The sequence below is a fragment of the Haloferax gibbonsii genome, from assembly GCF_001190965.1.
Classification (GTDB): Archaea; Halobacteriota; Halobacteria; order Halobacteriales; family Haloferacaceae; genus Haloferax; species Haloferax gibbonsii.
The window spans coordinates 2,501,821-2,526,217 of sequence record NZ_CP011947.1 but is presented as its reverse complement, the minus strand read 5'-3'; the positions used below and the strand labels follow the sequence as shown (position 1 = coordinate 2,526,217).

Annotated in this window: 40 protein-coding genes and 2 tRNA genes; 38 read left to right on the top strand and 4 right to left on the bottom strand. The window is 65.8% G+C overall.

Features of this window, described 5'->3' with window-relative positions:
• Positions 1-30 precede the first annotated feature (30 nt).
• From ABY42_RS12850 to ABY42_RS12830, 5 genes are all read left to right on the top strand, one after another.
• On the top strand, positions 31-1,089 hold the full coding sequence (locus ABY42_RS12850; protein WP_004974900.1) for a YihY/virulence factor BrkB family protein: 1,059 nt from the start codon (positions 31-33) through the stop codon (positions 1,087-1,089).
• Positions 1,090-1,127: 38 nt separating this feature from the next.
• Complete coding sequence (locus tag ABY42_RS12845) at positions 1,128-1,412, top strand: DUF7130 family rubredoxin-like protein (protein WP_050459675.1); 285 nt, start codon at positions 1,128-1,130, stop codon at positions 1,410-1,412.
• A gap of 70 nt (positions 1,413-1,482) precedes the next feature.
• The gene (locus ABY42_RS12840; protein ID WP_050459674.1) at positions 1,483-1,737 is read left to right on the top strand and encodes a PIN domain-containing protein; all 255 of its coding nucleotides are present in this window, start codon (positions 1,483-1,485) and stop codon (positions 1,735-1,737) included.
• A 75-nt stretch (positions 1,738-1,812) separates the two neighbouring features.
• Entirely contained in the window at positions 1,813-2,040 is a 228-nt protein-coding gene (locus tag ABY42_RS12835; RefSeq protein ID WP_004974906.1) for a hypothetical protein, read from the top strand.
• Complete coding sequence (locus ABY42_RS12830; protein WP_004974907.1) at positions 2,037-2,327, top strand: hypothetical protein; 291 nt, start codon at positions 2,037-2,039, stop codon at positions 2,325-2,327. Before ABY42_RS12835 ends, ABY42_RS12830 begins: the two co-directional genes overlap by 4 nt.
• A 178-nt stretch (positions 2,328-2,505) precedes the next feature.
• Here ABY42_RS12830 and ABY42_RS12825 read toward each other — a convergent pair.
• Both ABY42_RS12825 and ABY42_RS12820 read right to left on the bottom strand, forming a co-directional pair.
• Positions 2,506-2,576 (bottom strand) — tRNA-Gly (locus tag ABY42_RS12825).
• 12 nt (positions 2,577-2,588) lie between these two features.
• Positions 2,589-2,659, bottom strand: a tRNA-Gly gene (locus ABY42_RS12820).
• A gap of 289 nt (positions 2,660-2,948) precedes the next feature.
• Between ABY42_RS12820 and ABY42_RS12815 the strand changes: the two genes are divergently transcribed.
• The 31 genes from ABY42_RS12815 (at position 2,949) to ABY42_RS12665 (ending at position 22,176) form a co-directional block, all read left to right on the top strand.
• Positions 2,949-3,791 (top strand): putative RNA uridine N3 methyltransferase, encoded by an 843-nt coding sequence (locus ABY42_RS12815; protein ID WP_004974908.1) that lies wholly within the window; start codon positions 2,949-2,951, stop codon positions 3,789-3,791.
• Between the two features lie 4 nt (positions 3,792-3,795).
• Positions 3,796-4,812 (top strand): 50S ribosomal protein L3, encoded by a 1,017-nt coding sequence (locus ABY42_RS12810; RefSeq protein ID WP_004974909.1) that lies wholly within the window; start codon positions 3,796-3,798, stop codon positions 4,810-4,812.
• Positions 4,813-4,815: 3 nt separating this feature from the next.
• The gene (gene rpl4p, locus ABY42_RS12805) at positions 4,816-5,562 is read left to right on the top strand and encodes a 50S ribosomal protein L4 (RefSeq protein WP_004974910.1); all 747 of its coding nucleotides are present in this window, start codon (positions 4,816-4,818) and stop codon (positions 5,560-5,562) included.
• Positions 5,559-5,810 carry a 50S ribosomal protein L23 gene (locus tag ABY42_RS12800; protein WP_004974911.1) on the top strand — a complete coding sequence of 84 codons (252 nt, stop codon included), beginning with the start codon at positions 5,559-5,561 and terminating at the stop codon, positions 5,808-5,810. The genes rpl4p and ABY42_RS12800 overlap by 4 nt, the downstream gene beginning before the upstream one ends.
• A gap of 2 nt (positions 5,811-5,812) precedes the next feature.
• Positions 5,813-6,538 (top strand): 50S ribosomal protein L2, encoded by a 726-nt coding sequence (locus ABY42_RS12795; protein WP_004974912.1) that lies wholly within the window; start codon positions 5,813-5,815, stop codon positions 6,536-6,538.
• A 2-nt stretch (positions 6,539-6,540) separates the two neighbouring features.
• A complete protein-coding gene (locus tag ABY42_RS12790; RefSeq protein WP_004974913.1) occupies positions 6,541-6,963 on the top strand; it encodes a 30S ribosomal protein S19 in 423 nt (140 codons plus the stop codon).
• Between the two features lie 3 nt (positions 6,964-6,966).
• Positions 6,967-7,428 carry a 50S ribosomal protein L22 gene (locus tag ABY42_RS12785; RefSeq protein WP_004042608.1) on the top strand — a complete coding sequence of 154 codons (462 nt, stop codon included), beginning with the start codon at positions 6,967-6,969 and terminating at the stop codon, positions 7,426-7,428.
• Complete coding sequence (locus tag ABY42_RS12780; protein ID WP_004974914.1) at positions 7,428-8,336, top strand: 30S ribosomal protein S3; 909 nt, start codon at positions 7,428-7,430, stop codon at positions 8,334-8,336. Before ABY42_RS12785 ends, ABY42_RS12780 begins: the two co-directional genes overlap by 1 nt.
• Positions 8,337-8,549 (top strand): 50S ribosomal protein L29, encoded by a 213-nt coding sequence (rpmC, locus tag ABY42_RS12775; RefSeq protein WP_004062417.1) that lies wholly within the window; start codon positions 8,337-8,339, stop codon positions 8,547-8,549.
• A gap of 1 nt (position 8,550) precedes the next feature.
• A complete protein-coding gene (locus tag ABY42_RS12770; protein ID WP_049967753.1) occupies positions 8,551-8,982 on the top strand; it encodes a ribonuclease P protein component 1 in 432 nt (143 codons plus the stop codon).
• The gene (locus ABY42_RS12765; RefSeq protein WP_049905065.1) at positions 8,973-9,317 is read left to right on the top strand and encodes a 30S ribosomal protein S17; all 345 of its coding nucleotides are present in this window, start codon (positions 8,973-8,975) and stop codon (positions 9,315-9,317) included. The genes ABY42_RS12770 and ABY42_RS12765 overlap by 10 nt, the downstream gene beginning before the upstream one ends.
• Positions 9,317-9,715 (top strand): 50S ribosomal protein L14, encoded by a 399-nt coding sequence (locus ABY42_RS12760; RefSeq protein WP_004974917.1) that lies wholly within the window; start codon positions 9,317-9,319, stop codon positions 9,713-9,715. The genes ABY42_RS12765 and ABY42_RS12760 overlap by 1 nt, the downstream gene beginning before the upstream one ends.
• 1 nt (position 9,716) lies before the next feature.
• Positions 9,717-10,073: a 50S ribosomal protein L24 gene (rplX, locus tag ABY42_RS12755; protein ID WP_004974918.1), complete on the top strand. Its 357-nt coding sequence runs from the start codon at positions 9,717-9,719 to the stop codon at positions 10,071-10,073.
• Positions 10,070-10,771 carry a 30S ribosomal protein S4e gene (locus ABY42_RS12750; protein ID WP_004974919.1) on the top strand — a complete coding sequence of 234 codons (702 nt, stop codon included), beginning with the start codon at positions 10,070-10,072 and terminating at the stop codon, positions 10,769-10,771. The genes rplX and ABY42_RS12750 overlap by 4 nt, the downstream gene beginning before the upstream one ends.
• Positions 10,768-11,286, top strand: coding sequence for a 50S ribosomal protein L5 (locus ABY42_RS12745; RefSeq protein WP_004974920.1), 519 nt, complete (start codon positions 10,768-10,770; stop codon positions 11,284-11,286). The genes ABY42_RS12750 and ABY42_RS12745 overlap by 4 nt, the downstream gene beginning before the upstream one ends.
• Positions 11,283-11,459, top strand: coding sequence for a 30S ribosomal protein S14 (locus ABY42_RS12740; RefSeq protein ID WP_004042587.1), 177 nt, complete (start codon positions 11,283-11,285; stop codon positions 11,457-11,459). Before ABY42_RS12745 ends, ABY42_RS12740 begins: the two co-directional genes overlap by 4 nt.
• Before the next feature lie 3 nt (positions 11,460-11,462).
• Positions 11,463-11,855, top strand: a complete 393-nt coding sequence (locus ABY42_RS12735) for a 30S ribosomal protein S8 (RefSeq protein ID WP_004042581.1) — start codon at positions 11,463-11,465, stop codon at positions 11,853-11,855.
• A 4-nt stretch (positions 11,856-11,859) separates the two neighbouring features.
• The gene (locus ABY42_RS12730) at positions 11,860-12,396 is read left to right on the top strand and encodes a 50S ribosomal protein L6 (RefSeq protein WP_004974940.1); all 537 of its coding nucleotides are present in this window, start codon (positions 11,860-11,862) and stop codon (positions 12,394-12,396) included.
• A complete protein-coding gene (locus tag ABY42_RS12725) occupies positions 12,396-13,103 on the top strand; it encodes a 50S ribosomal protein L32e (RefSeq protein ID WP_004974943.1) in 708 nt (235 codons plus the stop codon). Before ABY42_RS12730 ends, ABY42_RS12725 begins: the two co-directional genes overlap by 1 nt.
• Positions 13,103-13,558 carry a 50S ribosomal protein L19e gene (locus ABY42_RS12720; RefSeq protein ID WP_004974946.1) on the top strand — a complete coding sequence of 152 codons (456 nt, stop codon included), beginning with the start codon at positions 13,103-13,105 and terminating at the stop codon, positions 13,556-13,558. The genes ABY42_RS12725 and ABY42_RS12720 overlap by 1 nt, the downstream gene beginning before the upstream one ends.
• On the top strand, positions 13,558-14,112 hold the full coding sequence (locus tag ABY42_RS12715) for a 50S ribosomal protein L18 (protein ID WP_004969595.1): 555 nt from the start codon (positions 13,558-13,560) through the stop codon (positions 14,110-14,112). Before ABY42_RS12720 ends, ABY42_RS12715 begins: the two co-directional genes overlap by 1 nt.
• Complete coding sequence (locus tag ABY42_RS12710) at positions 14,109-14,753, top strand: 30S ribosomal protein S5 (protein WP_049905066.1); 645 nt, start codon at positions 14,109-14,111, stop codon at positions 14,751-14,753. Before ABY42_RS12715 ends, ABY42_RS12710 begins: the two co-directional genes overlap by 4 nt.
• Positions 14,753-15,217: a 50S ribosomal protein L30 gene (locus tag ABY42_RS12705; protein ID WP_004974952.1), complete on the top strand. Its 465-nt coding sequence runs from the start codon at positions 14,753-14,755 to the stop codon at positions 15,215-15,217. Before ABY42_RS12710 ends, ABY42_RS12705 begins: the two co-directional genes overlap by 1 nt.
• Positions 15,214-15,711, top strand: a complete 498-nt coding sequence (locus ABY42_RS12700) for an uL15m family ribosomal protein (protein ID WP_004974953.1) — start codon at positions 15,214-15,216, stop codon at positions 15,709-15,711. The genes ABY42_RS12705 and ABY42_RS12700 overlap by 4 nt, the downstream gene beginning before the upstream one ends.
• 3 nt (positions 15,712-15,714) lie before the next feature.
• Positions 15,715-17,184 carry a preprotein translocase subunit SecY gene (secY, locus tag ABY42_RS12695; protein ID WP_004974957.1) on the top strand — a complete coding sequence of 490 codons (1,470 nt, stop codon included), beginning with the start codon at positions 15,715-15,717 and terminating at the stop codon, positions 17,182-17,184.
• A gap of 164 nt (positions 17,185-17,348) precedes the next feature.
• Positions 17,349-18,071, top strand: a complete 723-nt coding sequence (locus ABY42_RS12690; protein ID WP_050459673.1) for a hypothetical protein — start codon at positions 17,349-17,351, stop codon at positions 18,069-18,071.
• Between the two features lie 101 nt (positions 18,072-18,172).
• Positions 18,173-18,529, top strand: coding sequence for a hypothetical protein (locus tag ABY42_RS12685; protein ID WP_050459672.1), 357 nt, complete (start codon positions 18,173-18,175; stop codon positions 18,527-18,529).
• Positions 18,526-19,467: an alpha/beta hydrolase gene (locus ABY42_RS12680; RefSeq protein ID WP_050459671.1), complete on the top strand. Its 942-nt coding sequence runs from the start codon at positions 18,526-18,528 to the stop codon at positions 19,465-19,467. Before ABY42_RS12685 ends, ABY42_RS12680 begins: the two co-directional genes overlap by 4 nt.
• Before the next feature lie 70 nt (positions 19,468-19,537).
• Positions 19,538-20,026 carry a hypothetical protein gene (locus tag ABY42_RS12675; protein ID WP_050459670.1) on the top strand — a complete coding sequence of 163 codons (489 nt, stop codon included), beginning with the start codon at positions 19,538-19,540 and terminating at the stop codon, positions 20,024-20,026.
• A 102-nt stretch (positions 20,027-20,128) separates the two neighbouring features.
• A complete protein-coding gene (locus ABY42_RS12670) occupies positions 20,129-21,370 on the top strand; it encodes an ornithine cyclodeaminase (RefSeq protein WP_004974966.1) in 1,242 nt (413 codons plus the stop codon).
• A gap of 116 nt (positions 21,371-21,486) precedes the next feature.
• Positions 21,487-22,176, top strand: a complete 690-nt coding sequence (locus tag ABY42_RS12665; RefSeq protein ID WP_004974969.1) for a hypothetical protein — start codon at positions 21,487-21,489, stop codon at positions 22,174-22,176.
• A 30-nt stretch (positions 22,177-22,206) separates the two neighbouring features.
• On the opposite strand, the gene ABY42_RS12660 is transcribed toward ABY42_RS12665, so the two are convergent.
• Complete coding sequence (locus ABY42_RS12660; RefSeq protein WP_008095356.1) at positions 22,207-22,608, bottom strand: universal stress protein; 402 nt, start codon at positions 22,606-22,608, stop codon at positions 22,207-22,209.
• Between the two features lie 50 nt (positions 22,609-22,658).
• Positions 22,659-22,817 (bottom strand): DUF1059 domain-containing protein, encoded by a 159-nt coding sequence (locus ABY42_RS19080; protein WP_081605197.1) that lies wholly within the window; start codon positions 22,815-22,817, stop codon positions 22,659-22,661.
• A gap of 180 nt (positions 22,818-22,997) precedes the next feature.
• Between ABY42_RS19080 and ABY42_RS12655 the strand changes: the two genes are divergently transcribed.
• Positions 22,998-24,005 carry a DUF7490 domain-containing protein gene (locus tag ABY42_RS12655; RefSeq protein ID WP_004974975.1) on the top strand — a complete coding sequence of 336 codons (1,008 nt, stop codon included), beginning with the start codon at positions 22,998-23,000 and terminating at the stop codon, positions 24,003-24,005.
• Positions 23,993-24,367, top strand: a complete 375-nt coding sequence (locus tag ABY42_RS12650) for a hypothetical protein (protein ID WP_115805068.1) — start codon at positions 23,993-23,995, stop codon at positions 24,365-24,367. The genes ABY42_RS12655 and ABY42_RS12650 overlap by 13 nt, the downstream gene beginning before the upstream one ends.
• Positions 24,368-24,397: the final 30 nt, after the last annotated feature.

Genomic DNA, 24,397 nt, shown 5'->3' with positions numbered 1-24,397 from the left:
CTTTTCTCGTCGGCCGACGTATCAGCGTTCATGAATCCACGTGTCACGAGAGCGCTCACGCTCGGCCGGGCCATCGTCTACGAGGTGCGAACCGAGCGGCTCACCTTCATGGCGGGAAGCATCGCTTACGGGGCGTTCGTCTCGCTGTTACCGCTGTTCCTGCTCGTCCTCGCGGCCGTCTCCGCCACCGGCGACAGCGGCCTCCGCGAGGGCGTCATCGCCGTCATCCAGTCCGTGTTGACTCCCGGCGCGGGCGACGTTATCATCGCCGAACTGGAGTCGTCGACCCAACTGGCGAGCCTCTCGGTCGTCGGGGTGCTCGTGTTGGTGTGGGGGACGCTTCGCATCTTCCGCGGCCTCGACACCGCCTTCTCGGACATCTACGAGTCGGAGGCGGCCAACACCTTCGCCGACCAACTCTCCGACGGCATCGTCGTGCTCGTCACCGTCGCCGTCGCCGTCGTCGCCGGCGCGCTCATCGAGTCCGCGCTCCCGGCGCTCGACGGGGCGCTCGGGTGGGCCGTCTACCGCGGGCTCCTCGTGGTCGTCCTGTTCGTGACGTTCTACCCGATGTACTACATCTTCCCCGACGAGGACGTGACCTACCTCGAAGTCGTTCCCGGGACCCTCGTCGCCGCCGTCGGGCTGACGACCTTCGAATCGCTGTTCCGGCTCTACGTCGAGTTCAGTAGCCGCGCGCCCGAGTCGAGCGTCGTCGCCGGCATCCTCGTCCTCCTGACGTGGCTCTACTTCAGCGGGCTCGTCATCCTCCTCGGCGCGGCCGTCAACGCGGTGCTGTCGAACCGCTCGCGCGACGTGAACGTCCGCCCGCTGTTCGGCGGCGTCCCCCTCGACTCGCAGACCGACGCGGTGACTCGCGGCGAGGTGACCGCGGCCATCGAACGACTCGACCACCTCGTGGCGGCCGCGCCGCACGAGGACCTGACGGTTCGCGTCGGCGACGAGTCCGTCACGCTCCCCCGGCCCGAACGGGTCGTCGCCGACACCGAAACCAGTCGGTTCCTGCCGGAGGGGCCTGTCAGACTGGAACTCCGATGGTCCTCGTGGCCTGACAGTCAGGAGGAGTGACGACGGGCGTTATGAGGCTGGCGTGCGTATGCGACACTATGGCAATAAAGACCCCTGCCCGACCGACTCAGCCGGCGCGACCGCTCGAAGGGGACCGAACGAGGTGGGAGGCCGTGGAGACGACCGCCGAGACCGCCTCCCGCGCGGTTCGGCCTCCGACCGTCGTCGAACACCGGCGACTGCCCGAGAAGGATTTCGGCGAGGCGCGGCTCGTCTGGCGCTGTGACGACTGCGGCGAACTCGGCTCACTGACCTCGTTCCCGTCGGGGTGTCCCGACTGCGGCGCGGGTCGCGAGGCGCTGTTTTACTTCACCGAGGACTGACGCCTCGGTCGAGCGCGGTCCGCCACCGGCCGACCGCGACCGTTTTCCCGCCGGCCGACGACCCCCGGATATGTATCTCTCTCACCCCGTCCGTCGCATGCGCGACGACCCCCTCGACGACGAGGTCGCGGAACTCCGCGTCGAACCCGCGGACGACGACGCCCGCGCCGCGCTCGAAACCCGCGTCGAGTCGCTCGGCGGCAGCCTCGAACGCGAACTCCGGTTCGGCGGCGTCGTGGTCTCGCTCGCCGAGTCGGCCGTCACCGACCTCTGCGAACTCGACGGTATCGAGCGAATCGAGACGGTCGACACGCTCGGCTACTGATTCTTCGCCCACGCGTGCGAGGCCAGAACCGCGACTGTTGTCAACTGTTTAGTGTATTCTCTGCGGACGTTCCGTATGGTCTCCCTCCATTCCCGCGTCACGCGAGTGGTCGGCGTCGTCGCCGCCGCCGTCGGCGCGTCCGCCGCGCTCTCCGCCAGCGAGTTCGGCATCGAACTCCGTGAGAGTACCGCGCCCGCCTCGCTCATCACACGCCTCGCCACCCGGTCGCCGCTCGAATTCGGCGCGCTACTCGTCGTGTTCGCGGCCGCTATCGTCCTCGTGACGGTTCCGATCGACTCATGAGCGTGCTCGCCGAACTCGGGGGCGTTTTCCTGCTCGTCGCGTACCTGTTGCTCCTCGCGGGCACGGCCGTGCAGTACCGGCGCGGAACGCTCTCCGCTCCGCGGGCGGTTCTCCTCGTCGGGATGTGTCTCACGTGGCTCTCGTACGCCCTCTTACAGGTGACGCAGTCCGGGACCGTGCCGACGGGAACGCCGCTCAACTACGCCCTCGACGCGCTCGCCGTCGTTGTCCTCGTCGTCGGCGTGGCCGCGATGGTCTGGTGGTGGCGGGCGCGGGACGAAACGTGAGTTCTCGGGGACGCGTCGGTGACTGAGTTTCGTTCAGAGAAGTGCGTCGGCTGGGATTTGAACTCCACTCGCTCACTCGCGTTCGCTCGCTAGTTCAAATCCCAGCGTCCCGCATTCACAACTCACAGTCCGAGCGACACGCACAGCGGTCGCTCGGAAGGTAGATTCGTTGTAGAAGTGCGTCGGCTGGGATTTGAACCCAGGTTGTGACCATGGCAAGGTCACGTGATACCACTACACTACCGACGCATGTGGTGGAAGTGCGCTGGCTGGGATTTGAACCCAGGTTGTGACCATGGCAAGGTCACGTGATACCACTACACTACCAGCGCATTCCGCGTGTATCGTGGCGTGCTGCTGCGTTACTCGATAGTGTCGGGTTGATAAATAAGACTTGCGAAACGGGGGAGAAATCGGGCGACGGCGCGCCACCTGCTACCACGTGAGATTCGCCTTCGCCGACCTGTCGTCGACCGTGTAATTACGTACCACGCGTCATTCGCCAATCGTCCACAAACTGGGTCGTGGGACGCTCTACCACCCCAGAACGGATTCGCTACTCTTTTAGGTAGGCCCCCGGTACAAACGCCACAGTCTAGACGAGACGAGGATGAACCCGGCATGAAACTCAGCGTACTCGTGCCGTCCTCACTCGTCCGGGAAGCCGAAGATCAACGCGAGGCAACTCGCAAACTCGGCTACGTCGCCCGCGCGGCGGCGGTCTTCCGGGCGAACGAACTCGTCGTCTTCCCCGACGAAGACGGCGAGAACAAGTGGGGCGGCGAGTTCGTCGAAACCGTACTTCGGTACGCCGCGACGCCCCCCTACCTCCGCAAGGAGGTCTGGGGCAAGCGCGACGAACTCCGCTACGCTGGTATCCTGCCGCCCGTTCTCGTGGCGTCTACGACCGCGGACGACTCTGACGAGTCGCCCGCGTTGCGAGAAGGAATCGTGACCGAGGTCGGACCTGACGACCGCGTTCGGGTCAATTGCGGAATGCAACACCCGATCTCCCTGTTCGTCCCTCCCGGGATGGACCTCACAGAGGGAGAGCGCGTCGCTGTCAGGATCTCTTCGCGAGAACCGGTCCGTGCGCGGATCGTCGACGAGCCCCTCCCGGGCTTCGACGTATCCCGCATGGACCTCACGGAAGCACTCGGCAGGCCAGATGCGGGCGTGCGAATCGCCACGTCTCGCTATGGCGAACCGCTGTCGGTCCCCACATTGGGCGACTTGACGGCCCGCATCACCGATGCCGGCGGCATGACCGTCGTCTTCGGGTCGCCGGGCCGTGGGCTTCCGGACATGCTCGGGATGTCTCCCGAGGATGTTGCAGACGTCGAACCTTCCGTTGGTCCGGGGTTCGACCTCTGGCTCAATACGATTCCGCGACAGGGCAGCGAGGTCGTGCGAACAGAAGAAGCGATGTTCGCCTCCCTCGCCTCCCTGACACTCACGGAGTGAATCCATGCCACAACCAAGCAGACCACGAAAAGGCTCGATGGGCTTCAGCCCCCGCAAGCGTGTGACCAAAGAGGTCCCGCGTATCAAGTCGTGGCCAAGTGACGACGGTTCCCCTGCACTGCAGGGATTCGCTGGCTACAAGGCCGGTATGACCCACGTCATGATGGTCAACGACGAGGCCGACTCCCCCCGCGAGGGAATGGAGGAGTCCGTCCCGGTGACCGTCGTCGAGACGCCGCCGATGCGCGCCGTCGCCCTTCGCGCCTACGAGCAGACGCCGTACGGTATGAAGCCGCAGACCGAGGTCTGGACGGACGAGTTCCACGACGAACTCGACCGCGTCCTCGACCTGCCGGCAGAGAACACGTTCGACTCGGACGCCGACGCGCTTCGCGAGGCCGTCGAGGCCGGCGAAGTCGATGACCTCCGCGTCATCACGCACACGGTGCCCGCCGAGCTCGCGAACGTGCCCAAGAAGAAGCCCGACGTGATGGAGACTCGCGTCGGTGGCGGCTCCATGGTGGAGCGCGCCGACTTCGCCCTCGACCTCGTTGCCGAGGGCGGCGAACACGAGATGTCCGACGTGTTCCGCGCCGGCGAGTACCTCGACGCCGCGGGTGTCACGAAGGGTAAGGGTACGCAGGGTCCCGTCAAGCGATGGGGCGTCCAGAAGCGTAAGGGCAAGCACGCCCGCCAGGGCTGGAGACGCCGTATTGGCAACCTCGGCCCCTGGAACCCGTCCCGTGTCCGCTCTACGGTTCCGCAGCTCGGTCAGACTGGTTACCACCAGCGCACCGAGCTCAACAAGCGCCTCATCGACCTCGGTGAGGGTGACGAGGCCTCCGTCGAAGGTGGCTTCGTCAACTACGGCGAGGTCGACGGCTCCTACGCGCTCATCAAGGGCTCGCTGCCGGGCCCCAACAAGCGCCTTCTGCGGTTCCGCCCGGCCATCCGGCCGAACGACCAGCCGCGCCTCGACCCCGAGGTGCGCTACGTCTCTACCGCATCGAACCAGGGATAATCCATGCAGGCAACTATCCGAGACCTGAACGGCGACGACGCGGGCAGCATCGACCTGCCCGAGGTCTTCGAGACGGCTTACCGTCCCGACCTCATCAAGCGTGCCGTCATCGCCGCGCAGGCAAACCGAAAACAGCCGTACGGTGCCGACCCCTACGCCGGACTTCGAACCCCGGCAGAGTCCATGGGCAGCGGCCGTGGGATGTCCCACGACCCACGCCAGAACGGCGTCGCCCGACGCGTCCCGCACGCCGTCTCCGGCCGTCGCGCTCACCCGCCGAAGGCCGAGAAGGACCAGGGGAAGGAGATCAACACGAAGGAGCGTAAGCTCGCCGTCCGCTCGGCGCTCGCCGCCACGACGGACCCCGAGCTGGTCGCCGAGCGCGGTCACCGCTTCGACGACGACGTCGAGCTCCCCCTCGTCGTCTCCGACGACTTCGAGGACCTCGTCAAGACGAAGGAGGTCGTCGACCTCCTGCAGTCGCTCGGCGTCTACGACGACATCGAGCGCTCCGAGGAGAACAAGAAGGTCAAAGGCGGCCAGGGCAAGCTCCGCGGTCGCAAGTACACCCGTCCGAAGTCCATTCTCTTCGTGACGGCCGAGGAGCCCTCGAAGGCCGCTCGCAACCTCGCCGGCGTCGACGTCGCCACCGCGGCGAACGTCTCCGCCGAGGACCTCGCGCCCGGCACCCACGCCGGTCGCCTCACGCTCTTCACCGAGAGCGCGCTCGAGGAGGTCGCAGAACGATGAGCATCATCGAACACCCGCTGGTCACGGAGAAGGCGATGAACCAGATGGACTTCGACAACAAGCTCCAGTTCATCGTCCACATCGACTCGACGAAGTCCGACGTGAAGGACGAAGTCCAGTCGCGCTACGACGTGACCGTCGAGAAGGTCAACACGCAGGTCACGATGAAAGGCAAGAAGAAAGCAACAGTTCGTCTCTCTGAAGACGACGACGCGCAGGAAGTCGCGTCGCGTATCGGGGTGTTCTAACCATGGGACGCCGAATTCAGGGCCAGCGTCGTGGTCGCGGTACGTCCACCTTCCGGGCGCCGTCGCACCGCTACAAGGCCGAACTGTCGCACAAGAAGTCCGAGGAGAAAGACACCATCACGGGCACGGTCGTCGGCATCGAGCACGACCCCGCACGCAGCGCGCCCATCGCCCTCGTCGAGTTCGAGGACGAACAGCGCATGATTCTCGCGCCCGAGGGTGTCACCGTCGGCGAAGAGCTTCAGATCGGCGTTTCCGCCGAAATCAAGCCCGGCAACACGCTGCCGCTCGCCGAGATTCCCGAGGGTGTCCCCGTCTGTAACGTCGAGCACCAGCCCGGCGACGGCGGGAAGTTCGCCCGCGCCTCCGGCGTGAGCGCGCAGCTTCTCTCGCACGACCGCAAGGTCGCCATCGTGAAGCTCCCGTCGGGCGAGGTCAAGCGCCTCAACCCCAACTGCCGAGCCACCATCGGCGTCGTCGCCGGTGGCGGCCGCACGGAGAAGCCGTTCGTCAAGGCAGGCAAGAAGTACCACAAGATGAAAGCGCGCGGTATCAAGTGGCCGCGCGTGCGTGGTGTTGCTATGAACGCCGTCGACCACCCGTTCGGTGGCGGCGGCCGGCAGCACCCCGGTCAGCCGAAGTCCGTCTCGCGGAACGCTCCGCCGGGCCGGAAGGTCGGTGACATCGCCTCCAAACGCACCGGTCGCGGTGGCAAGGGAGGTAAGTAACCATGAGTACGCAATACCGCACCGGCCGCGAAGGTGAGTTCACCTACCGCGGCTACACGCTCGACGAGCTGCAGGACATGGAGCTCGACGAGGTCGCGGAACTGCTCCCCGCTCGTCAGCGGCGAACCATCACCCGAGGCCTGTCGGCCGAGCACGAGAAACTGCTCGCGAAGGCTCAGGACAAGACGGAAGAGGAGACGGCTAACACGCCGATTCGAACGCACCTGCGTGACATGCCGATTCTCCCCGAATTCGTCGGTCTCACCTTCGCCGTCTACACCGGCCAGGAGTTCGAACGCACCCAGATTCAGCCCGAGATGATCGGTCACTACCTGGGCGAGTTCCAGCTGACCCGTAGCTCGGTCGAGCACGGTCAGGCCGGTATCGGCGCGACCCGGTCTTCGAAGTTCGTGCCCCTCAAGTAAACCATGGGAATCAACTACAGCGTCGAGGCCGACCCGGACACCACGGCCAAGGGTATGCTCCGGGACCGGCCCATCAGCATCAAGCACAGCAAGGCCATCTCCCGAGCCATCAAGGGGATGCCCGTCGCCGACGCAGAGGAGTACCTCGAAGCCGTCATCGACGGCGAGCGGTCGGTTCCGTTCAAGCAGCACAACTCCGGTGTCGGTCACCGAAGCGACATCGACGGCTGGGACGCGGGACGGTACCCCGAGAAGGCGTCCAAGGCGTTCCTCGAACTCCTCGAAAACGTTCGCAACAACGCGACCGAACAGGGGTTCGACGGACCGGCCATGGAGATCAAGCACGTCGCCGCCCACAAGGTCGGCGAACGTCAGGGTCGCAAGCCCCGCGCCTTCGGTCGGGCGGACCCGTGGAACACCCCAATCTGTGACGTCGAACTCATCATCGAAGAGGTCGAGGAATAATGGCTGACGAACACCAATTCATCGAGAACGGACTGCAGCGGTCCCAGATCGACGAGTTCTTCGCCGAAGAGCTCGGCCGAGCGGGCTACGGCGGCATGGACGTCGCCAAGACGCCGATGGGCACCCAGATCGTGCTCAAGGCCGAAAAGCCCGGGATGGTCATCGGGAAAGGCGGGAAGAACATCCGTAAGGTCACCCGCGAACTCGAAGAGCGATTCAACCTCGACGACCCCCAGATCGACGTGCAGGAAGTCGACGAGCCGGACCTCAACGCCCGGATCGTCGCCGACCGCCTCGCCAACGCGCTCGAGCGCGGCTGGTACTTCCGTAAGGCGGGCCACACGACCATCGACCGCATCATGGACGCCGGCGCCCTCGGTGCCGAAATCGTCCTCTCCGGTAAGGTCACGGGCGCTCGCTCCCGCGTCGAGAAGTTCAACCGCGGCTACATCAAGCACAACGGCGAGCCCGCACAGGAGATCGTCGACGAGGGCCAGGGCGTCGCAGTCATGAAGCTCGGCACCATCGGCGTGACGGTCAAGATCATCCCGCCGGGTGCGAAGCTCCCCGACGACTTCGAAGTCGAGGAAGACGCGAACCCCGAAGCGGTCGAACAGATCGAAGAGACCGAGAGCGTCGAGGACCTCCTCGAAGAGGAGCCGGAGGAAGTTCCGGACGTCTCCGAGGAGGCCGACGCCGAGACGGACGCAGTCGACGAAGACGTCGTCGAGGAAGCGGCCGTCGAAGCGGTCGAAGAAGAAGTCGTCGACGAAGCCGACGACGAGGACGACGAAGCGGTCGAGGAAGTCGTCGACGACGACGAAGAACTCGACGAAGACGTCGCCGAAGAGGCGGCCGACCTCGTCGCGGAGATGGAAGACGACGACGAAGAAACGGAGGAAGAATAAATGGCGATCCTCTACACCGAAGAGATTCGCGACATGACGCCCGCAGAGCGCACCGCCGAGCTCGAAGAGCTCGAGACGGAGCTGCTCAACGCGAAGGCCGTGCAGGCCGCGGGTGGCGCGCCGGAGAACCCCGGCCGCGTCTCTGAACTGAAGAAGACCATCGCCCGAATCAAGACGATTCAGGGCGAAGAAGGCGACCTCGACGAAGAATAAAATGCCACTCACACCCGAGACCCTCACGCGACACGAGCTCAACGGCCTCCACGTGGAGGTCGTCGACGCGGCGAACCCCGACCTCGTCGGGATAGCCGGTCGCATCGTCGTCGAGACGATGCACACGCTCATGGTCGACGACGGGTCCCGGGTGCGGCAGGTGCCGAAACGAGGGGCGACCTTCGAATTCGAGATTCCGCGTACAGATGAAGCCGCCGGCGCCGCGAAGGCGTCGGGGACCGCGTCCAAACTTCGGTCGGATACTACTGGCGGATTTGATGCCAGTCAGTCTGATCGGCTCGCCGACTCATCATCGGCGGCTTCCCGTCCCGGGAATTGCGAGGGCGCGGCCTACGTTACGGTGGATGGCGCACAACTGCTCTCACGACCCGCCCTGCGCACCGAAACTACAGGTGACTCGAAATGGCGATAGGACTTGACGTTCCAATGCCTCCGGAACCAGACAATTCCGAGGCTTACGACTACGAAAAATGTCCGTTCTACGGCTCGCTCTCCGTCCGGGGTCAGACCCTGGAGGGGACAGTCGTCTCGACGGACATGGCAAAGACCGTCATCGTCGAGCGGGAGTACGACGTATTCGTTCCGAAGTACGACCGCTACATGAAGCGACGTTCCCGCATCCCGGCACACGTGCCGGGCGTGCTCGACGACGTCGCTGTCGGTGACGAAGTAACGATTGCGGAGACCCGACCTCTCTCGAAGACGAAATCCCACGTCGTCGTCGAGATTATCGGAGGTGACGAGTGATGGAAGCGCTCAAAGCGGACATCACCAAGGGTGTCGCCCGTGGCTCGCTGGTCACGTGCGCCGACAACACCGGCGCTCGTGAACTGAAGATTATCAGCGTCGCGGGTTACTCCGGCACGAAGAACCGCCACCCCAAGGCAGGCATCGGGAACAAGGTGACCGTCTCAGTCACCAAGGGTACCCCCGAGATGCGCCGCCAGGTGCTCGAAGCGGTCATCGTCCGCCAGCGGAAATCCATCCGCCGGCCCGATGGCACGCGTGTGAAGTTCGAGGACAACGCCGCCGTCATCATCGACGAGATGGAAGAGCCTCGCGGGACCGAAATCAAGGGTCCCGTCGCACGCGAAGTCGCCGAGCGCTTCGGGAGTATCGCATCGACGGCTACGATGATTGTATAGTATGACTCGACAACCGCGCAAACAGCGAACCCAGATTCGCGACGCGCCGCTCCACGAGCGGCAAAAGCAGGTCCGCGCACCGCTGTCGGACGACCTCAGCGAGGAGTACGGCAGCCGTAACGTCCGCGTCAACGCGGGCGACACGGTCGAGGTGCTCCGCGGCGACTTCGCCGGCGAAGAAAGCGAAGTCACCGAGGTCGACCTCACCGACGCCGTCATCTACGTCGACGGCGTCACCGTTGAGAAAGCCGACGGCGAGGAGGTCCCACGCCCCCTTCAGGCCAGTAACGTCCGCGTGACGGAACTGGACCTCGAAGACGACGTGCGCGAGGCCCGACTCAAGGAGGATAACGAATGACTCGACACCAGAAGCGACTGTCCGTACCGAAGTCCTGGCCGGTCGAGCGCAAGACAGGCACGTTCACGGTCAAGGCCGGAGCGGGTCCGCACGGCGAAGAGGGGGTTCCCCTCCTCATCGTCCTGCGCGACGTGCTCGGCTACGTGGACTCGAAGAAGGAGGCCCAGTACGCCCTCAACCACCAGAGCATTCTGGTCAACGGCGACGTGGCTTCCGACGTCCGCCGTCCCATCGGGATGTTCGACATCCTGGCGTTCGTCCAGCGAGAGGAGTACTACCGCGTCTTCCCCGACGAGGGAGGCCGCCTGGCGCTGACCCCCATCGACGCCGACTCGGCATCCAGCCGTCTCGGTAAGATCGTGAACAAGACGCAGGTCGGCGGTGGCGACTTCCAGCTGACGCTCCACGACGGGGCGACCCTCATCGTCGAGGACGCCTCGGAGTACAGCGGCAAGGACTCCATCGTCGTCGACAACGAGACGAAGGACGTCGTCGCGCACTTCCCCTACGAGGAAGGCGCGCTCGTCACGGCCGTCAACGGACGGCACTCCGGCGAGATCGGCGAAATCACCGAGATTATCGTCACGCCCGGCAGCGGGAACAACTCCGTTGTCGTCGAGACCGAAGACGGCGAGTTCGAGACGGTCGAACAGTACGTCGTCGTCATCGACGAGAACTTCACGGGTGATGACGAATGAGCGAGGCTGACTTCCACGCGATGCGCGACCCGCGCATCGAGAAGGTCGTCGTCCACATGGGCGTCGGCGAAGGTGGTCGCGAACTCGCGAAGGCCGAGGACATCCTCGAGGAGATCACCGGTCAGGAGAGCGTTCGCACGATCTCCGGCCGCGCCTCGCAGGACTTCGGCGTCCGCCGCGGCGAACCCGTCGGCGCGAAGGTCACCCTCCGTGGTGACACCGCCGTCGAGTTCCTCGAAACCGCACTCCCCATCGCGGACCTCTCCGTCTCGTCGTTCGACCAGACGGGCAACTTCGGCTTCGGCGTCGAAGAGCACACGGAGTTCCCGAGCCAGGAGTACGACCCGCAGATCGGTATCTACGGGCTGGACGTGACGGTCAACCTCGTCCGCCCCGGCTACCGAGTGAAAAAGCGCGACAAGCGTTCCCGCCAGATTCCGTCGTCCCACCGGATGACCGTCGAGGACGCCGTCGCGTTCATCGAGTCCACGTTCGACGTGGAGGTTGAAGAATGAGCGATAGCGAAACAGAACAGACGGGCGAGCACGCATCCCGCCGTACCGGCCAGGAGAACGAGTGCCGGCGCTGCGGTCGAAAGCAGGGACTTGTCAGCAAGTACGACATCAACCTGTGCCGCCAGTGCTTCCGAGAGATCGCCCGCGAGATGGGATTCAAGAAGTACCGATAAGCAATGGCTGACAACGACCCACTCAGTAGCGCTCTCTCCGGTGTGGACAACGCCGAGAGCGTCGGACATCTGTCCCACGAGATCCAGCCCGCCTCCAACATCATCGGCTCCGTCCTCGAGGTCTTCTACGACCGCGGGTACATCGACGGCTTCGAGTTCGTCGACGACGGCAAGGCCGGTCTGTTCGAGGTCGAACTGAAAGGCGCAATCAACGATTGTGGCGTCGTCAAGCCCCGGTATTCCGCCGGAGCCGACGACTTCGAGAAATGGGAGAAGCGATTCCTCCCCGCCCGTGACTACGGCGCGCTCATCGTCACGACGAGCCACGGCGTCATGAGCCATTACGAGGCCCGCGAGAAGGGCATCGGTGGCCAGATCATCGCCTACGTCTACTAGAACAATGAGCCGAATAGAAATCGAAATCCCGGACGAGGTATCCGCCGAGGTCAAAAACCTCGAGCTCACCATCGAGGGCCCCAACGGAAGCGTCACCAAGCGCCTCTGGTACCCGAACGTCTCGGTCTCCGCCGAAGACGACGCAATCGTCATCGAGAGCGACGTCGAGAACGCGAAGACCAACGCGACCATCGGTACCTTCGAGAGCCACGTGAACAACATGCTTCACGGCGCGACCGAGGGGTGGGAGTACAAGATGGAAGTCCACTACGCTCACTTCCCGATGCAGGTTAGTGTCGAAGGGAGCGACGTGGTCATCAAGAACTTCCTCGGCGAGAAGTCCCCGCGACGAGCGCAGATTCGCGGCGACACGGACGTACAGGTCGACGGCGAAGAACTCACCCTGACGGGCTCCAACAAGGAGGACGTCGGGCAGACCGCCGCCGACATCGAACAACTCACCCGCGTCAAGGACAAGGACACTCGCGTGTTCACCGACGGCGTGTACATCACCCAGAAACCGCAGACTGGTGATGCCTAATGTCGGAAGAAATCACCGAACTCGAAGACATCAGCGGCGTCGGCCCGTCGAAGGCCGACGCACTCCGCGAAGCCGGCTTCGAGAGCGTCGACGACGTACAGGCCGCGAGCCAGTCCGAACTGGCCGAGGTCGACGGCATCGGTAACGCGCTCGCCGCGCGTATCAAAGCCGACGTCGGTGGCCTCGAGGTCTCCGACGAGGCCGAGGCCGAAGTCGAAGACGAGTCCGAAGCCGAGCCAGAGGAAGAGGAAGCCGAAGAGGTCGAGACGGAGCTTCAGCCCCGCGGTCACGCGGACAAGAAGCCCCAGCTCGACGAGGAAACCGCGGAAGCCCTGGCGCAGAAGCGCCGCGAGGGCAAGCCGCAGTTCAACCGGCAGGACCACCACAAGAAGAAGCGCACGCCCACGTCGTGGCGTCGCCCCCGTGGTGGGCTCTCCAAACAGCGTATCGGCATCAAGGGCAAGGGCCCCAAGGTCGAGGCGGGCTACCGCACGCCGAAGGCCGCCCGCGGCCTGCACCCGTCGGGCTTCGAGGAGGTCCGCGTGTTCAACACGGACGACCTCGAAGGCATCGACGGCGATACGCAGGCAGTTCGCATCGCCTCCTCGGTCGGCGCGCGCAAGCGCGAGCGCATCGAGGAAGCGTGTGAGGACCGCGAGATTCGCGTCCTCAACCCCACCTACGTCGAAGTCGAGGTGGACAACTGATGACGGACCTCAAAGCGCAGAAGCGAATGGCGGCCGACGTCCTCGACGTCGGCAAGGGTCGAGTTTGGTTCGACCCAGAGGAACAGGCCGAAATCGCGGAGGCCATCACGCGCGAAGACATCCGTGAACTCGTCGACGAGGGCACGATTCGCGCCAAGGACGCCAAGGGCAACTCGAAGGGTCGCGCACGCGAGCGCGCCGCCAAGCGTTCCTACGGTCACCGCAAGGGTGCCGGCTCCCGCAAGGGCCGTTCCGGCGCTCGACAGAACAAGAAAGACGCATGGGTCAGCCGAATCCGCGCCCAGCGCCGTCGCCTGAAGGAGCTTCGCGAGGACGGAACGCTCGACCGTTCCCAGTACCGCACGCTCTACAACAAGGCGTCCGGTGGCGAATTCGATAGCGTGGACCGGCTCGAAGCGTACATTCAGAACAACTACCAGGTGGAGATTCAATAATGGCGACCGGACCACGATACAAGGTTCCGATGCGGCGTCGCCGCGAAGTCCGGACCGATTACCATCAAAGGTTGCGCCTGCTGAAATCGGGCAAGCCCCGCCTCGTTGCTCGCGTGAGCAACAAGCACGTCAGGGCGCAGCTGGTCACTCCGGGCCCGCAGGGCGACGAGACCCACGCTGCAGCGACCTCTGCCGACCTCGACGAGTACGGCTGGGAAGCCCCCACGGGCAACCTCCCGAGCGCGTACCTCACGGGGTATCTGGCAGGTAAGCGGGCGCTGGCCGCCGGCGTCGAGGAAGCGGTCCTCGACATCGGCCTCAACACGGCCACGCCCGGAAACAAGGTCTTCGCGGTGCAGGAGGGTGCTATCGACGCTGGCCTCGAAATCCCCCACAACGATGCAGTACTCGCTGACTGGGACCGCAACCGCGGTGTCCACATCGCCGAGTACGCAGAGCAGCTCGACGAGCCGCTCTACAGTGGAGACTTCGATGCCACGAACCTCCCCGACCACTTCGACGAAGTGCTCGGGAACCTTCAGGAGGACGAATGAGCAGAAATAACAACGGCTGGGAGCCGCGAACGCGGCTCGGCCGCATGGTGCAGAACGGCGACGTCACGTCGATGGACCAGGCGCTCGAGACGGGACTTCCGCTCAAGGAACCCCAGCTCGTCGACCAGCTCCTTCCCGGACTGGACGACGAGGTGCTCGACATCAACATGGTCCAGCGCATGACCGACTCCGGCCGCCGGGTGAAGTTCCGGTGTGTCGTCGCAGTCGGGAACCGTGACGGCTACCTCGGCTACGCTGAGGCCCGCGACGACCAGGTCGGCGGTGCCATCCAGAAAGCCATCGAGGTGGCGAAACTGAACATCATCAAGGTAGACCGCGGCTCGGGGTCGTGGGAAGACCGCGCAGGCGGCCTCAACTCCCTCTCGCGCAAGGCAGAGGGCAAGGCCGGCTCCGTGACGGTCCGCATCATCCCCGCCCCGCAGGGTCTCGGCCTCGCGGCCGCAGAGACCGTCCGGAACATCCTCGAACTCGCCGGCATCCAGGACGCCTGGACCAAGAGCGACGGGAACACCCGGACCACGGTCAACCTCGCGAAGGCGACCTACAACGCGCTCAAGAACGCGTCGCAGTCTCGTACGCCGCAGCGCGCTCGTGAAGTGCGTCAGGAGGTGCGCGAATAATGCAGGCTATCGTTCAGCTTCGCGGTGAGGTCAACATCGCACAGGACGTCCGCGACACGCTCTCGATGCTCAACATCCACCGCGTGAACCACGCGACGTTCGTGCCGGAAACGGACGCCTACCGCGGGATGATCTCGAAGGTCAACGACTTCGTCGCGCACGGCGAGCCGAGCGTCGACGTCGTCGAGACCCTCATCAGCACGCGCGCCGAGCCCGAGCAGGGCGACGGCGACATCACCGACGAGTGGGTCTCCGAGAACACCGACTACGACGACGTGGCCGCGCTCGCGCAGGCCATCGTCGACGAGGAGACGACGCTGCGAAAGCAGGGCGTCTCCCCCGTGCTCCGTCTGCACCCGCCGCGCGGCGGTCACCGCGGACAGAAGCACGTCACCAAGGAAGGTGGCCAACTCGGAAAGCACAGCACCGAACAGATCGACGAGCTCCTGGAGGACATGCGATGACGTCCAAGAAGCGACGCCAACGCGGTTCCCGCACGCACAGCGGCGGTACGCACAAGAACCGACGCGGTGCCGGTCACCGCGGCGGTCGCGGCCGCGCCGGACGCGACAAACACGAGTTCCACAACTACGAGCCGCTCGGCAAGCACGGCTTCAAGCGACCTGACGTCCTGCAGGACGACGTCGCCGAAGTCAAGATCCAGAAGCTCGACGAGGACGCGGCGCTCCTCGCGGCCGACGGAGTCGCCGAGAAGGACGGCGACACCTACACCATCGACGCCCGCGACGTGGCCGAGGACGGCTGGGAAGCGGACGTCGTGAAGGTGCTCGGTGGCGGGCAGGTTCGTAACGAACTGCACGTCGTCGCCGACGCCTTCACCGCCGGTGCCGTCGAACTCATCGAAGAGGCGGGCGGCAACGCCGAACTCTCCGAACGCGCCGAAGAAGCGGCGGAGGCCGAGGAATCGGCCGACGCCGACGAGGACGACGAGGAATAAATCATGGGATGGAAGGACGCCGCCGAACCAGTGCTGGCGCGGATGCCCGCAGTCGCCCGACCGGAGGGACACGTACCGTTCCGCCGGAAGCTCGGGTGGACTGGCGGTATCCTCGTTCTGTACTTCTTCCTGACGAACGTGACGCTGTTCGGCGTCGACGCCGCGACCGCGAACGACCTGTTCGGTCAGTTCCGGTCCATCTTGGCCGGCCAGCAGGGCTCGGTGCTCCAACTGGGTATCGGTCCAATCGTCACGGCGAGCATCGTCCTACAACTGCTTGGCGGTGCTGACCTGCTCGGGCTCGACACGGACAACAACCCGCGCGACCAGATCCTCTATCAGGGTCTGCAGAAGCTGCTCGTCGGGGTCATGATCGTCCTGACGGGTCTACCGATGGTGTTCGCCGGCAACTTCCTGCCGGCCGACCAGGCCGTAGCGGCGTCGCTCGGCATCGGTACGCTCGGCGTGAAGGGACTCATCTTCGCGCAGATCGCCGTCGGTGGTGTCCTCATCCTGTTCATGGACGAGATCGTCAGCAAGTGGGGCGTCGGCTCCGGGGTCGGCCTGTTCATTATCGCCGGCGTCAGCCAGCAGCTCGTCGGTGGGCTGTTCAGCTGGGAGGGCCTCGGCGGCGCGTCCGGGTTCTTCCCGACGTGGATCGGCATCGTCACCGGTGCCATCGAACTGCCGGCCTCGCCGACCGACCTGCTGTCGACGATATTCCTCGGTCAGGGACAGCTGCTCGCGCTCGTCACGACGGTGCTCATCTTCGGCATCGTCGTCTACGCCGAGAGCGTCCGCGTCGAGATTCCCCTCTCGCACGCCCGCGTGAAGGGTGCCCGCGGTCGCTTCCCGGTCAAGCTCATCTACGCGAGCGTCCTGCCGATGATCCTCGTCCGCGCCCTGCAGGCGAACATCCAGTTCCTCGGGCGCATCCTCAACAACTCGTGGGCCGCCATGCCAGCGTGGCTCGGCCAGTACACGAGCGGGCAGGTCACCGGTGGCCTGTTCTACTACCTCGCGCCCATCCAGTCGCGGTCCGACTGGATGTGGTTCCTCGGGCTCACGTCGGCCGACCCGCTCGACATCGCCATCCGCGTGCTCATCGACCTGGTCTTCATGATCGTCGGTGGCGCGGTGTTCGCGATATTCTGGGTCGAGACGACGGGCATGGGTCCGGAATCGACCGCGCGACAGATTCAGAACTCCGGGATGCAGATTCCCGGGTTCCGACGCAATCCGCAGGTCATCGAGAAGGTCATGGAGCGGTACATCCCGCAAGTGACCGTCATCGGTGGCGCGCTCGTCGGCCTGCTCGCCGTCATGGCGAACATGCTCGGCACCATCGGCGCAGTCTCCGGGACGGGGCTGCTCCTTACGGTCTCCATCACGTACAAGCTGTACGAGGAGATCGCGGAGGAACAGCTCATGGAGATGCACCCGATGATGCGCAACATGTTCGGCTCCGAATAGCGAGCACCGACGCGCTCGACTGCCGCCGCACGCTCGCGGCGAACGTCACTTCCACATCACCTCATTTCTGACGCGCTCGCACCGAGAGCGGCGCGACCGCCTCGAACCACCGTACCGCCGGACAATCCGGCCACTTTTGACTGCCGCCGCCGGAACAGCGGGGTATGCACGAGGGGCGACTCGCAGTCGACATCGAGACGGCCAGCCCGAACGGCCCGCCGAGCGACTTCCGGAACACCGACGACTTCGAGTTGGTCGCCGTCGGCCTCGGCCACCGGGGCGACGGCGACGACCCCGAGGTCGAAGTCGAAGTGCTCCTCCGCGACGGCGACTGGTCGCTTGAACACACCGCCGACCTCCTCCGACGGGTCGTCGAGTGGTGCGAGGCGCGCGACGAGGGCGTCGTCACCTACAACGGCGAGTACTTCGACGAACACCACCTCCGCGCGTGGGCCGACCGAGTCGCCGACGCCGGCGTCTGGGCGGACGCGCCGCGTCGAATCGACGCGCTGTTCGCCGACCACGTCGACCTCGGAACCCTCGCCGCGGACGCGTACCCGGAGGCGGTCCGTCCGAACCGCGACATTCCGGCGCTGTGGAAGGCGTGCAAGGAAGCCGGCGTCGACCAGCCGACCGTCTGGTACGACGACTACGACCTCCCGGCGGGCTACCTCGAACGCCTCGGCATCGAGGACGGCCACGTCAAGGGAGCCCACGTCGGGGAGGCGTTGGGCGAGGCGTACGTCGACGGCGTGGTCGCGGGGCTCGGACACACGCGGACGCACGCCGAACTCACTCGGCTCCTCGTCGACTACGCCGCCGGCGACATCGAACCGCTGTTTTCGCTCCACGACGCGCTCCGCCGGGCCGGCGCGACCGCGGACTGAATCGTTTCCCCCTGCCGACCCGGCTCGACACCGTCGGTCGGACCCGCGCGTCGTCCTGTCTCGCGGCAAACGTTTAGCCGCCGGCAGTCGTATCGCGTGGTATGAACGACCTCGAACCGACGGCCGCCGTCGAGGAGGCGCTCCGCGGCAACGGTATCAGCGTCGAGTCAGTCTCGCTCGACGACGCCGTCTCGCTGACCTATCTCACGGCGTTTCCGGACGTCGAACCCGACCACGGCGAAGTGGGGCGGGCCGTCACGGCCTTCCTCGACCTCGCTCGCGACGACGAGTTCAACCCGAGGACCGTCGAGGCGACGGTGCTCCGAAGCGAGGGCGACGTGCAGGCGACGTGGACGCTCGAAGCCGACTGGATTCGCGCGTACAACGACTACTCGCTGGACGACGAGGAACTGTCCCAACGCGTTCTCGACAGCCTCTACGAGGAGGGAGACGCGTGAGCGCGTGGCGTCACCGCGGCGAGCCGCCCGCCGCGCGCGGTCCGCGCCGACCCTCCCACTTCGAGTACTCCCGCGTCGCGTTGACCTTCGAGAGCGAGGGGACGAACTGCGCGGGCTGGCTCTACCGCCCCGACGGCGTCGAGTCGCCGCCGGTGGTCGTCATGGCGGGCGAACTCGCCGCGGAGCGTCGTTTCGGTCTCCGCCCCTACGCCGAGCGACTGGCCGAGGCGGGCTACGCGGCGTTCCTCTTCGACTACCGGAACACCGGTGATTCCGACGGGGAACCCCGGAATCTCGTGGACCCCGACTCGCAGGTCGCCGACTGGCACGCCGCGCTCGACGGACTCCGCGGGCGCGACGAAATCGACTCGCGCTCGCTCGTCCTCTGGGGGGCGGGGCTCTCCGGCGGCTACGCGCTCCGCGCGGCGGCCGAAGACGGTCGGGTCGCCGCGGTCGTCGCCCAGAACCCCATGCTCGACGGGAAGGGGGTCACGCGGGGCCGAGGCGTCAAAGGGACGCTCGCGGCGGTTGCCGCCGCCGTCCGCGACAAACTCCAGTCGCGGCTCCTCGGCCCGTATCGCGTCCCCGTCGTCGGCGACGGTTCGTCGATGGCGGTCTTCGAGGACCCCGGCGTGCGCGCCGCCTACCGCGACCTCGTGCCCCCGGGGAGCGCGTGGCGAGACGAGACACCCGCTCGGCTGTTCCTCTCGCTGCTCCGCTACCGTGCGCTCCCCGACCCGGAGGCCGTCACCTGCCCGGCGCTCCTCGTCTCGGGGACGCGCGACGACCTCGCGCCCGCCGACGCGGTCGCCGCCCTCGCCGACGAGTTACCGGAGTCGACGCTGGTCGAACTCCCCGCCGGTCACTTCGACCACTACGACCGGGCGTTCGAACAGACGTTCGGCCACCTCCTGTCGTTCCTCCGAACGGTTCGCTGACGGGGACGAGTCACCTCGTTGAACGCTCGCGCGAACCATTATGTCCTCGCCCGGCCTATACCACACAGAAATGTCCACATCCACACGTTTCGTCTCGTTGTTCCTCGCCGTCGCGCTCGTCGCGGTGGCCGCGTCCGCCCCGGTGTTCGCACAGTCCGAGACGCCGAGCGACGAGGAGATGCAACAGCTCCTCGAAGAGGGCGTCGCGCTGTACAACGATAACGTCGAACAGCTCGACGTCTCGTTCGCGCGGAGCCTCATCGCCGGGAAGACGGTGAACGTCTACGTCGAAGACGGCGACGAGACCCACGTGTTCTCGGCGTCGGTGCAAGACGACATGCGCATCGACGACATCTCCACCGGCCCCAACGACGAGGCGTCGACCCGAATCACGACGGACCGACAGACCCTCGAAACCATCGCCGACTCGCCTGACCCGCTCGCGGAGGTTCAAGACGCCCTCGCCGACGACCGCATCCGCGTCTCCGGCGAGAAGGGCCACCCCGTCGACCAGGTCGTCTGGACCGTCGCCAACACGTTCAAGGGCTTCTTCCTCTGAACACGGGCCGAACCGAACTCCGTCCGACTCCGTCCGACTCCGTCTTTTCTCCGCGTCATCGCGTCCGTAACCCACTTTGCCGCCTCTCCCGTCTCTCCGTCGATGACGTTCACGCGAACGGTCGAACTCGACGGCCACATCATCGACTCGGGGATGATGCAACAGGCCATGGGCATCGTGATGGACCTCGGGGGGGACTTCGACGTCGAGCAGTTCGACGTCGGCCGGCAGAAAGACGAGACCTCCTACTGCCGGATGTCGGTGTCCGCGGACGACCGCGAGACGCTCCAGGAGATACTGCACGAACTCCACCAAATCGGCGCGAACCTCACGGACCCCGTCGACGCCCGCGTCGAGGCCTCGCCGGCCGACCGGGTCGTCCCCGTGGGCTTTTATTCGACGACGAACCACCCGACCGACGTTCGGTATCAAGGCGAGTGGCTCCCGGTCGAGGACATCGAGATGGACTGCGCGATAGTCATCGAGGAGACCGAAACCGGGCCGCGCGCCTACACGAAGGTACTCAACGGCATCGAGGAGGGCGACCTCGTCGTCACCGACGAGGCGGGGATTCGCGTCAAGCCGCCGGAACGGCCCCGCGACGCCTCCGGTCCCTTCGGGTTCATGCAGGGCGGCGTCTCCTCGGAGCGACCCTCGGAATCGCTCATCGGCGAGGTGGCCGACGCGCTCCGCGAGACGAAGGCAGACGGCGGGAACGTCCTCGTCGTCGCCGGGCCGGCGCTCATCCACTCGGGCGGCGGCGACGCGCTCGCAGAACTCGTCCGCGAGGGCTACGTGGACATGATTTCCGCCGGCAACGGCTTCGCCACCCACGACATCGAACGCGGGCTGTACGGCACCTCACTCGGGATGGACATGGAGACGATGGAACACCCCCGAAAGGGCCACAAACACCACATCTACACCATCAGCGAGGTCATCCGCGCCGGCGGCATCGCCGAGGCCGTCGAGGAGGGACTCATCAAAGAGGGCGTGATGTACGAGTGCGTGAAAAACGACGTGCCGTACGTCCTCGCGGGGTCGATTCGGGACGACGGCCCGCTTCCCGACACCATCACCGACACCATCGAGGCGCAGAACGCCATCCGCGAGCAGGCCCACCGCGCCGACATGGTGCTCATGCTCTCGACGCTCCTGCACTCGGTCGCCGTCGGGAACTGCCTGCCCTCGACGGCGAAGACCGTCTGCGTGGACATCAACCCCGCGACCGTCACGCAACTGCTCGACCGCGGCTCCTCGCAGGCCATCGGCATGGTCACGGACATCGGGACGTTCGTGCCGACGCTCGCCGAGAAGGTGCTCGAAGCCGACGGCGAGAACTGAACGGGTCGCTCGCGGTTCGCCCCGCGCCGCCCCGTCTGACGTGTCTATTATGACCCCGGGTGGCCTCTCTGTCCTGTATGCAACCCACAGCAGCGCGAGTGCTTCTCGCGGCACTCATGGTTCTCCTCGCCGGGTGCGGGGGCGGCGTCGGCGGCGACGCCACGACCGCGACCGACGCATCGACGGGTGCGACAGACGCGACCGCGACAGCCACCGACGGCGAATCGGCCGACCAGAGCGGCGACGGCGACGCCGAACGGTCCTCGTTTTCGTTCAACGGGACGTGGGACCAGCGGTACCGGACCGGGCAGTACTACCGCTACGACATCACGAGTCCGAGCATCGACGGCACCGCCACCTACGAGTGGGAGGTCGTCTCCGCGACCGACGACGAGGTGACGATTCGGACGAAACTGGTCACGCCCAACACGACGAGCGAGCAGACCGTGAGCGCGCCGCCGGACGAGATTTACGGCGAACTCGCCGGAAGCCCGTCGGGCTCGGTCGCTACCATCGGCTTCGACTCGCCGTACTACAGCGGGGTCGACGGCGAGACGCTCCGCGTCGGCGACGGCTGGGAAGCCTCGGGCGAAAACGGCAACGTGAGCTTCAAAGTCGAGGAGATATCCACCTACGCCGGCCTGGAGTGCGCGAACTTCGTCGTCCGGACGAACGGGAGCGTCTTCTGGGAGAGCTGCGTCACGCCGGAGAGCCCGCTGCCGGGCTACATGGCGTTCTACGAGGAGGAAGGCGACGAAGAGCCCGCGTTCGAGATGGTACTCGTCGAGTACCGAGCCGGAGACTAACGCGGCCGCGGTCGACCTCGGACGCGACGATTAGACTTTTTCCAGCGGGACGACCGCCATCGGGATGTTCGAGTTCAACAGCACGTCCTGTGCCGTGCTGCCGAAGACGATTTTCGAGGTCGGATTGCGCTTTCGGACGCCGATGACGATTTCGTCCGCGTCCTGTTCGTCGGCGCACTGGAGGATGTCGTCGGCGGCGTCGTTACCGCGGATGTACTGGTGAGTCTCCACGTCCACGAGGTCGCCGAGACGGGAGACGACGACGTTCAGGGCGTCCTCGCCGTCGCGAACGTCCTCGCTGTCGGTCTCGTCGCCGCCGCGGTGGGAGTTGACGACGTGGAGCACGTCGCCGGCGTCGATTCGCCGGGAGAGATAGTCGCAGACTTCGGCGCTGGTGTGGACCGAGTTCGTCCCGATAACGTATGTTGCCATGCCACATATCGCTACGCCGTCCTATAAAAATCCACGCCCGACCGCGCTCGTCAGGCCTGCTTCATCATCGCCAGCACGTCGTCTCTCGTCATCTGTTTCCCGTGCTCGTCGTGGGCGTGTTCCTGAATCACTTTCACGACCTCGTTTCTGTTCTCGGAGGTCACGCTGAACCCGCACGAACACGTCGCCTGTTGCATCGCCTTCGACATGGCAGCAGAGATAGGCGCCCCGAGAGCAAAGCGTGTGTTCACACTCGTCGTGACACTCCCGCTGACGGGCGAGTCCCCACGGCCGCGGTGTCTCTATGGCCGCGGCGTCGCCGTTGTGTCGCCCGCTCCGCCGACCTATCGGGGACAAAACATATACCCGGCCGTAAATGTCAGTCGGGTATGGAAAGAAACGCCCTCCTCACCGCCGGGGCGGTCGGCGTCGTCGTCGTGGCGCTCGTCGCCGCCGCCGTGGTTCCGGGGGTCGTCGCGGACCCGACCGACGACGGGCCCGTCCGTCCCGGACCGGTAGACGTCGCCGGCGTCTCCATCGCGGCCGGACAGGCGACGGGGGAGACGGTCACGCTCGAAATCGAGACGCGCATCGACCACCGAGGAAATCCCACGCAGAACGTGAGCGTCCTCGTCCGCGCCGTCGACGCCGAGTCGGGGCTGTTGACGACGACGCAGGAACTCGACGTCGGGACGCTCTCGAAGACGGGTGAGGTGGCGACGACGACCAACCTCACGGTCCCCCGCGAGGGCGGCTACGACATCGAGGTCGTCCTCTACAGCGACGACGAGCGGGTCGACCAGGCGCGAAAGAGCGTCCGCGGCGTCTCGGCCATCAAGCCGCCGTACCTCCGGTCGACCACCTCGTTCACCGACAGCGAGGCGCTCCCGCCCGTCTCTTTCGCCGTCGCCGAGGCCGGCGAGGACCGGACGACGCTCGACCTGACGGCGACGCTGACGAACGCCGGCGACGACCCGGCCGAGGACCTCTCGGTGATGTTCGTCCTCCGGCAGGCCGAATCGAACATCGTGGCCTCCCGGACGACGGTCGACGCGGGGACCATCGCGGCCGGCCGAACCGAGACGGTGGACGCGTCGGCGAGCGTCCCGAACGACTACAACTACTACATCGACGCCGTGTTGCTCCGCGACGGGGTCGTCATCGACACCGCCCGCGGCGCGGCGAACCTGAACCCAACGAGGACGATTAGCGTGAACCAGACCAGAGAGGACGTGGAACTCCGCGTCGAAGACTTCGAGAACGGCGACGGCGACGTGCCGCAGCGAACCGACTACGAGCAGACCGAGACCTCCTCGCAGGCACCCGGCTTCGGGCCGATAGTGGCGGTCGTGGGACTGCTCGCGGCCGTCTTCGCCGCCCGGAGGTGGTCGAAATGAGCGACGAGACGCCGACGGAGACAGCGCAGTCGACGACCGACGAGCCACCGACGGCCGACGATGACGCGTCGGGGGTGGACAGGCTTCGAGAGCCCACCCCGGAGCCGACCGACGAGGAAGAAAGCGAGAACCGAGAGTTCGCGGAGCGGATGCGACGCTACCTCGACTACGCGGTCCTCGCGGGGCTGCTGTTGCTCGCGCTCATCGCGGCGTTACAGTTCTACTTCAACGCCAGCCAGACCATCACGACGTGGGTGAACCCCGAGTACCGCGCGCCGTTCCAAGCGGCGTTCAACCTCGTGTTGCTCCTCGGGGCGGCGCTCGGCGTCTCGGTCCAGCTTCGCCGACTGGCGAGCGACTGAGCGGTTGCCGAGCTACCTCTCACCACACAC

What these genes read in the sequence shown, in the direction of transcription:
- ABY42_RS12850 (WP_004974900.1), top strand. Translation starts at nt 31, where the DNA reads ATGAATCCACGTGTCACGAGAGCGCTCACGCTCGGCCGGGCCATCGTC.
- ABY42_RS12845 (WP_050459675.1), top strand. Translation starts at nt 1,128, where the DNA reads ATGGCAATAAAGACCCCTGCCCGACCGACTCAGCCGGCGCGACCGCTC.
- ABY42_RS12840 (WP_050459674.1), top strand. Translation starts at nt 1,483, where the DNA reads ATGTATCTCTCTCACCCCGTCCGTCGCATGCGCGACGACCCCCTCGAC.
- ABY42_RS12835 (WP_004974906.1), top strand. Translation starts at nt 1,813, where the DNA reads ATGGTCTCCCTCCATTCCCGCGTCACGCGAGTGGTCGGCGTCGTCGCC.
- ABY42_RS12830 (WP_004974907.1), top strand. Translation starts at nt 2,037, where the DNA reads ATGAGCGTGCTCGCCGAACTCGGGGGCGTTTTCCTGCTCGTCGCGTAC.
- ABY42_RS12815 (WP_004974908.1), top strand. Translation starts at nt 2,949, where the DNA reads ATGAAACTCAGCGTACTCGTGCCGTCCTCACTCGTCCGGGAAGCCGAA.
- ABY42_RS12810 (WP_004974909.1), top strand. Translation starts at nt 3,796, where the DNA reads ATGCCACAACCAAGCAGACCACGAAAAGGCTCGATGGGCTTCAGCCCC.
- rpl4p (WP_004974910.1), top strand. Translation starts at nt 4,816, where the DNA reads ATGCAGGCAACTATCCGAGACCTGAACGGCGACGACGCGGGCAGCATC.
- ABY42_RS12800 (WP_004974911.1), top strand. Translation starts at nt 5,559, where the DNA reads ATGAGCATCATCGAACACCCGCTGGTCACGGAGAAGGCGATGAACCAG.
- ABY42_RS12795 (WP_004974912.1), top strand. Translation starts at nt 5,813, where the DNA reads ATGGGACGCCGAATTCAGGGCCAGCGTCGTGGTCGCGGTACGTCCACC.
- ABY42_RS12790 (WP_004974913.1), top strand. Translation starts at nt 6,541, where the DNA reads ATGAGTACGCAATACCGCACCGGCCGCGAAGGTGAGTTCACCTACCGC.
- ABY42_RS12785 (WP_004042608.1), top strand. Translation starts at nt 6,967, where the DNA reads ATGGGAATCAACTACAGCGTCGAGGCCGACCCGGACACCACGGCCAAG.
- ABY42_RS12780 (WP_004974914.1), top strand. Translation starts at nt 7,428, where the DNA reads ATGGCTGACGAACACCAATTCATCGAGAACGGACTGCAGCGGTCCCAG.
- rpmC (WP_004062417.1), top strand. Translation starts at nt 8,337, where the DNA reads ATGGCGATCCTCTACACCGAAGAGATTCGCGACATGACGCCCGCAGAG.
- ABY42_RS12770 (WP_049967753.1), top strand. Translation starts at nt 8,551, where the DNA reads ATGCCACTCACACCCGAGACCCTCACGCGACACGAGCTCAACGGCCTC.
- ABY42_RS12765 (WP_049905065.1), top strand. Translation starts at nt 8,973, where the DNA reads ATGGCGATAGGACTTGACGTTCCAATGCCTCCGGAACCAGACAATTCC.
- ABY42_RS12760 (WP_004974917.1), top strand. Translation starts at nt 9,317, where the DNA reads ATGGAAGCGCTCAAAGCGGACATCACCAAGGGTGTCGCCCGTGGCTCG.
- rplX (WP_004974918.1), top strand. Translation starts at nt 9,717, where the DNA reads ATGACTCGACAACCGCGCAAACAGCGAACCCAGATTCGCGACGCGCCG.
- ABY42_RS12750 (WP_004974919.1), top strand. Translation starts at nt 10,070, where the DNA reads ATGACTCGACACCAGAAGCGACTGTCCGTACCGAAGTCCTGGCCGGTC.
- ABY42_RS12745 (WP_004974920.1), top strand. Translation starts at nt 10,768, where the DNA reads ATGAGCGAGGCTGACTTCCACGCGATGCGCGACCCGCGCATCGAGAAG.
- ABY42_RS12740 (WP_004042587.1), top strand. Translation starts at nt 11,283, where the DNA reads ATGAGCGATAGCGAAACAGAACAGACGGGCGAGCACGCATCCCGCCGT.
- ABY42_RS12735 (WP_004042581.1), top strand. Translation starts at nt 11,463, where the DNA reads ATGGCTGACAACGACCCACTCAGTAGCGCTCTCTCCGGTGTGGACAAC.
- ABY42_RS12730 (WP_004974940.1), top strand. Translation starts at nt 11,860, where the DNA reads ATGAGCCGAATAGAAATCGAAATCCCGGACGAGGTATCCGCCGAGGTC.
- ABY42_RS12725 (WP_004974943.1), top strand. Translation starts at nt 12,396, where the DNA reads ATGTCGGAAGAAATCACCGAACTCGAAGACATCAGCGGCGTCGGCCCG.
- ABY42_RS12720 (WP_004974946.1), top strand. Translation starts at nt 13,103, where the DNA reads ATGACGGACCTCAAAGCGCAGAAGCGAATGGCGGCCGACGTCCTCGAC.
- ABY42_RS12715 (WP_004969595.1), top strand. Translation starts at nt 13,558, where the DNA reads ATGGCGACCGGACCACGATACAAGGTTCCGATGCGGCGTCGCCGCGAA.
- ABY42_RS12710 (WP_049905066.1), top strand. Translation starts at nt 14,109, where the DNA reads ATGAGCAGAAATAACAACGGCTGGGAGCCGCGAACGCGGCTCGGCCGC.
- ABY42_RS12705 (WP_004974952.1), top strand. Translation starts at nt 14,753, where the DNA reads ATGCAGGCTATCGTTCAGCTTCGCGGTGAGGTCAACATCGCACAGGAC.
- ABY42_RS12700 (WP_004974953.1), top strand. Translation starts at nt 15,214, where the DNA reads ATGACGTCCAAGAAGCGACGCCAACGCGGTTCCCGCACGCACAGCGGC.
- secY (WP_004974957.1), top strand. Translation starts at nt 15,715, where the DNA reads ATGGGATGGAAGGACGCCGCCGAACCAGTGCTGGCGCGGATGCCCGCA.
- ABY42_RS12690 (WP_050459673.1), top strand. Translation starts at nt 17,349, where the DNA reads ATGCACGAGGGGCGACTCGCAGTCGACATCGAGACGGCCAGCCCGAAC.
- ABY42_RS12685 (WP_050459672.1), top strand. Translation starts at nt 18,173, where the DNA reads ATGAACGACCTCGAACCGACGGCCGCCGTCGAGGAGGCGCTCCGCGGC.
- ABY42_RS12675 (WP_050459670.1), top strand. Translation starts at nt 19,538, where the DNA reads ATGTCCACATCCACACGTTTCGTCTCGTTGTTCCTCGCCGTCGCGCTC.
- ABY42_RS12670 (WP_004974966.1), top strand. Translation starts at nt 20,129, where the DNA reads ATGACGTTCACGCGAACGGTCGAACTCGACGGCCACATCATCGACTCG.
- ABY42_RS12665 (WP_004974969.1), top strand. Translation starts at nt 21,487, where the DNA reads ATGGTTCTCCTCGCCGGGTGCGGGGGCGGCGTCGGCGGCGACGCCACG.
- ABY42_RS12660 (WP_008095356.1), bottom strand. Translation starts at nt 22,608, where the DNA reads ATGGCAACATACGTTATCGGGACGAACTCGGTCCACACCAGCGCCGAA.
- ABY42_RS19080 (WP_081605197.1), bottom strand. Translation starts at nt 22,817, where the DNA reads ATGTCGAAGGCGATGCAACAGGCGACGTGTTCGTGCGGGTTCAGCGTG.
- ABY42_RS12655 (WP_004974975.1), top strand. Translation starts at nt 22,998, where the DNA reads ATGGAAAGAAACGCCCTCCTCACCGCCGGGGCGGTCGGCGTCGTCGTC.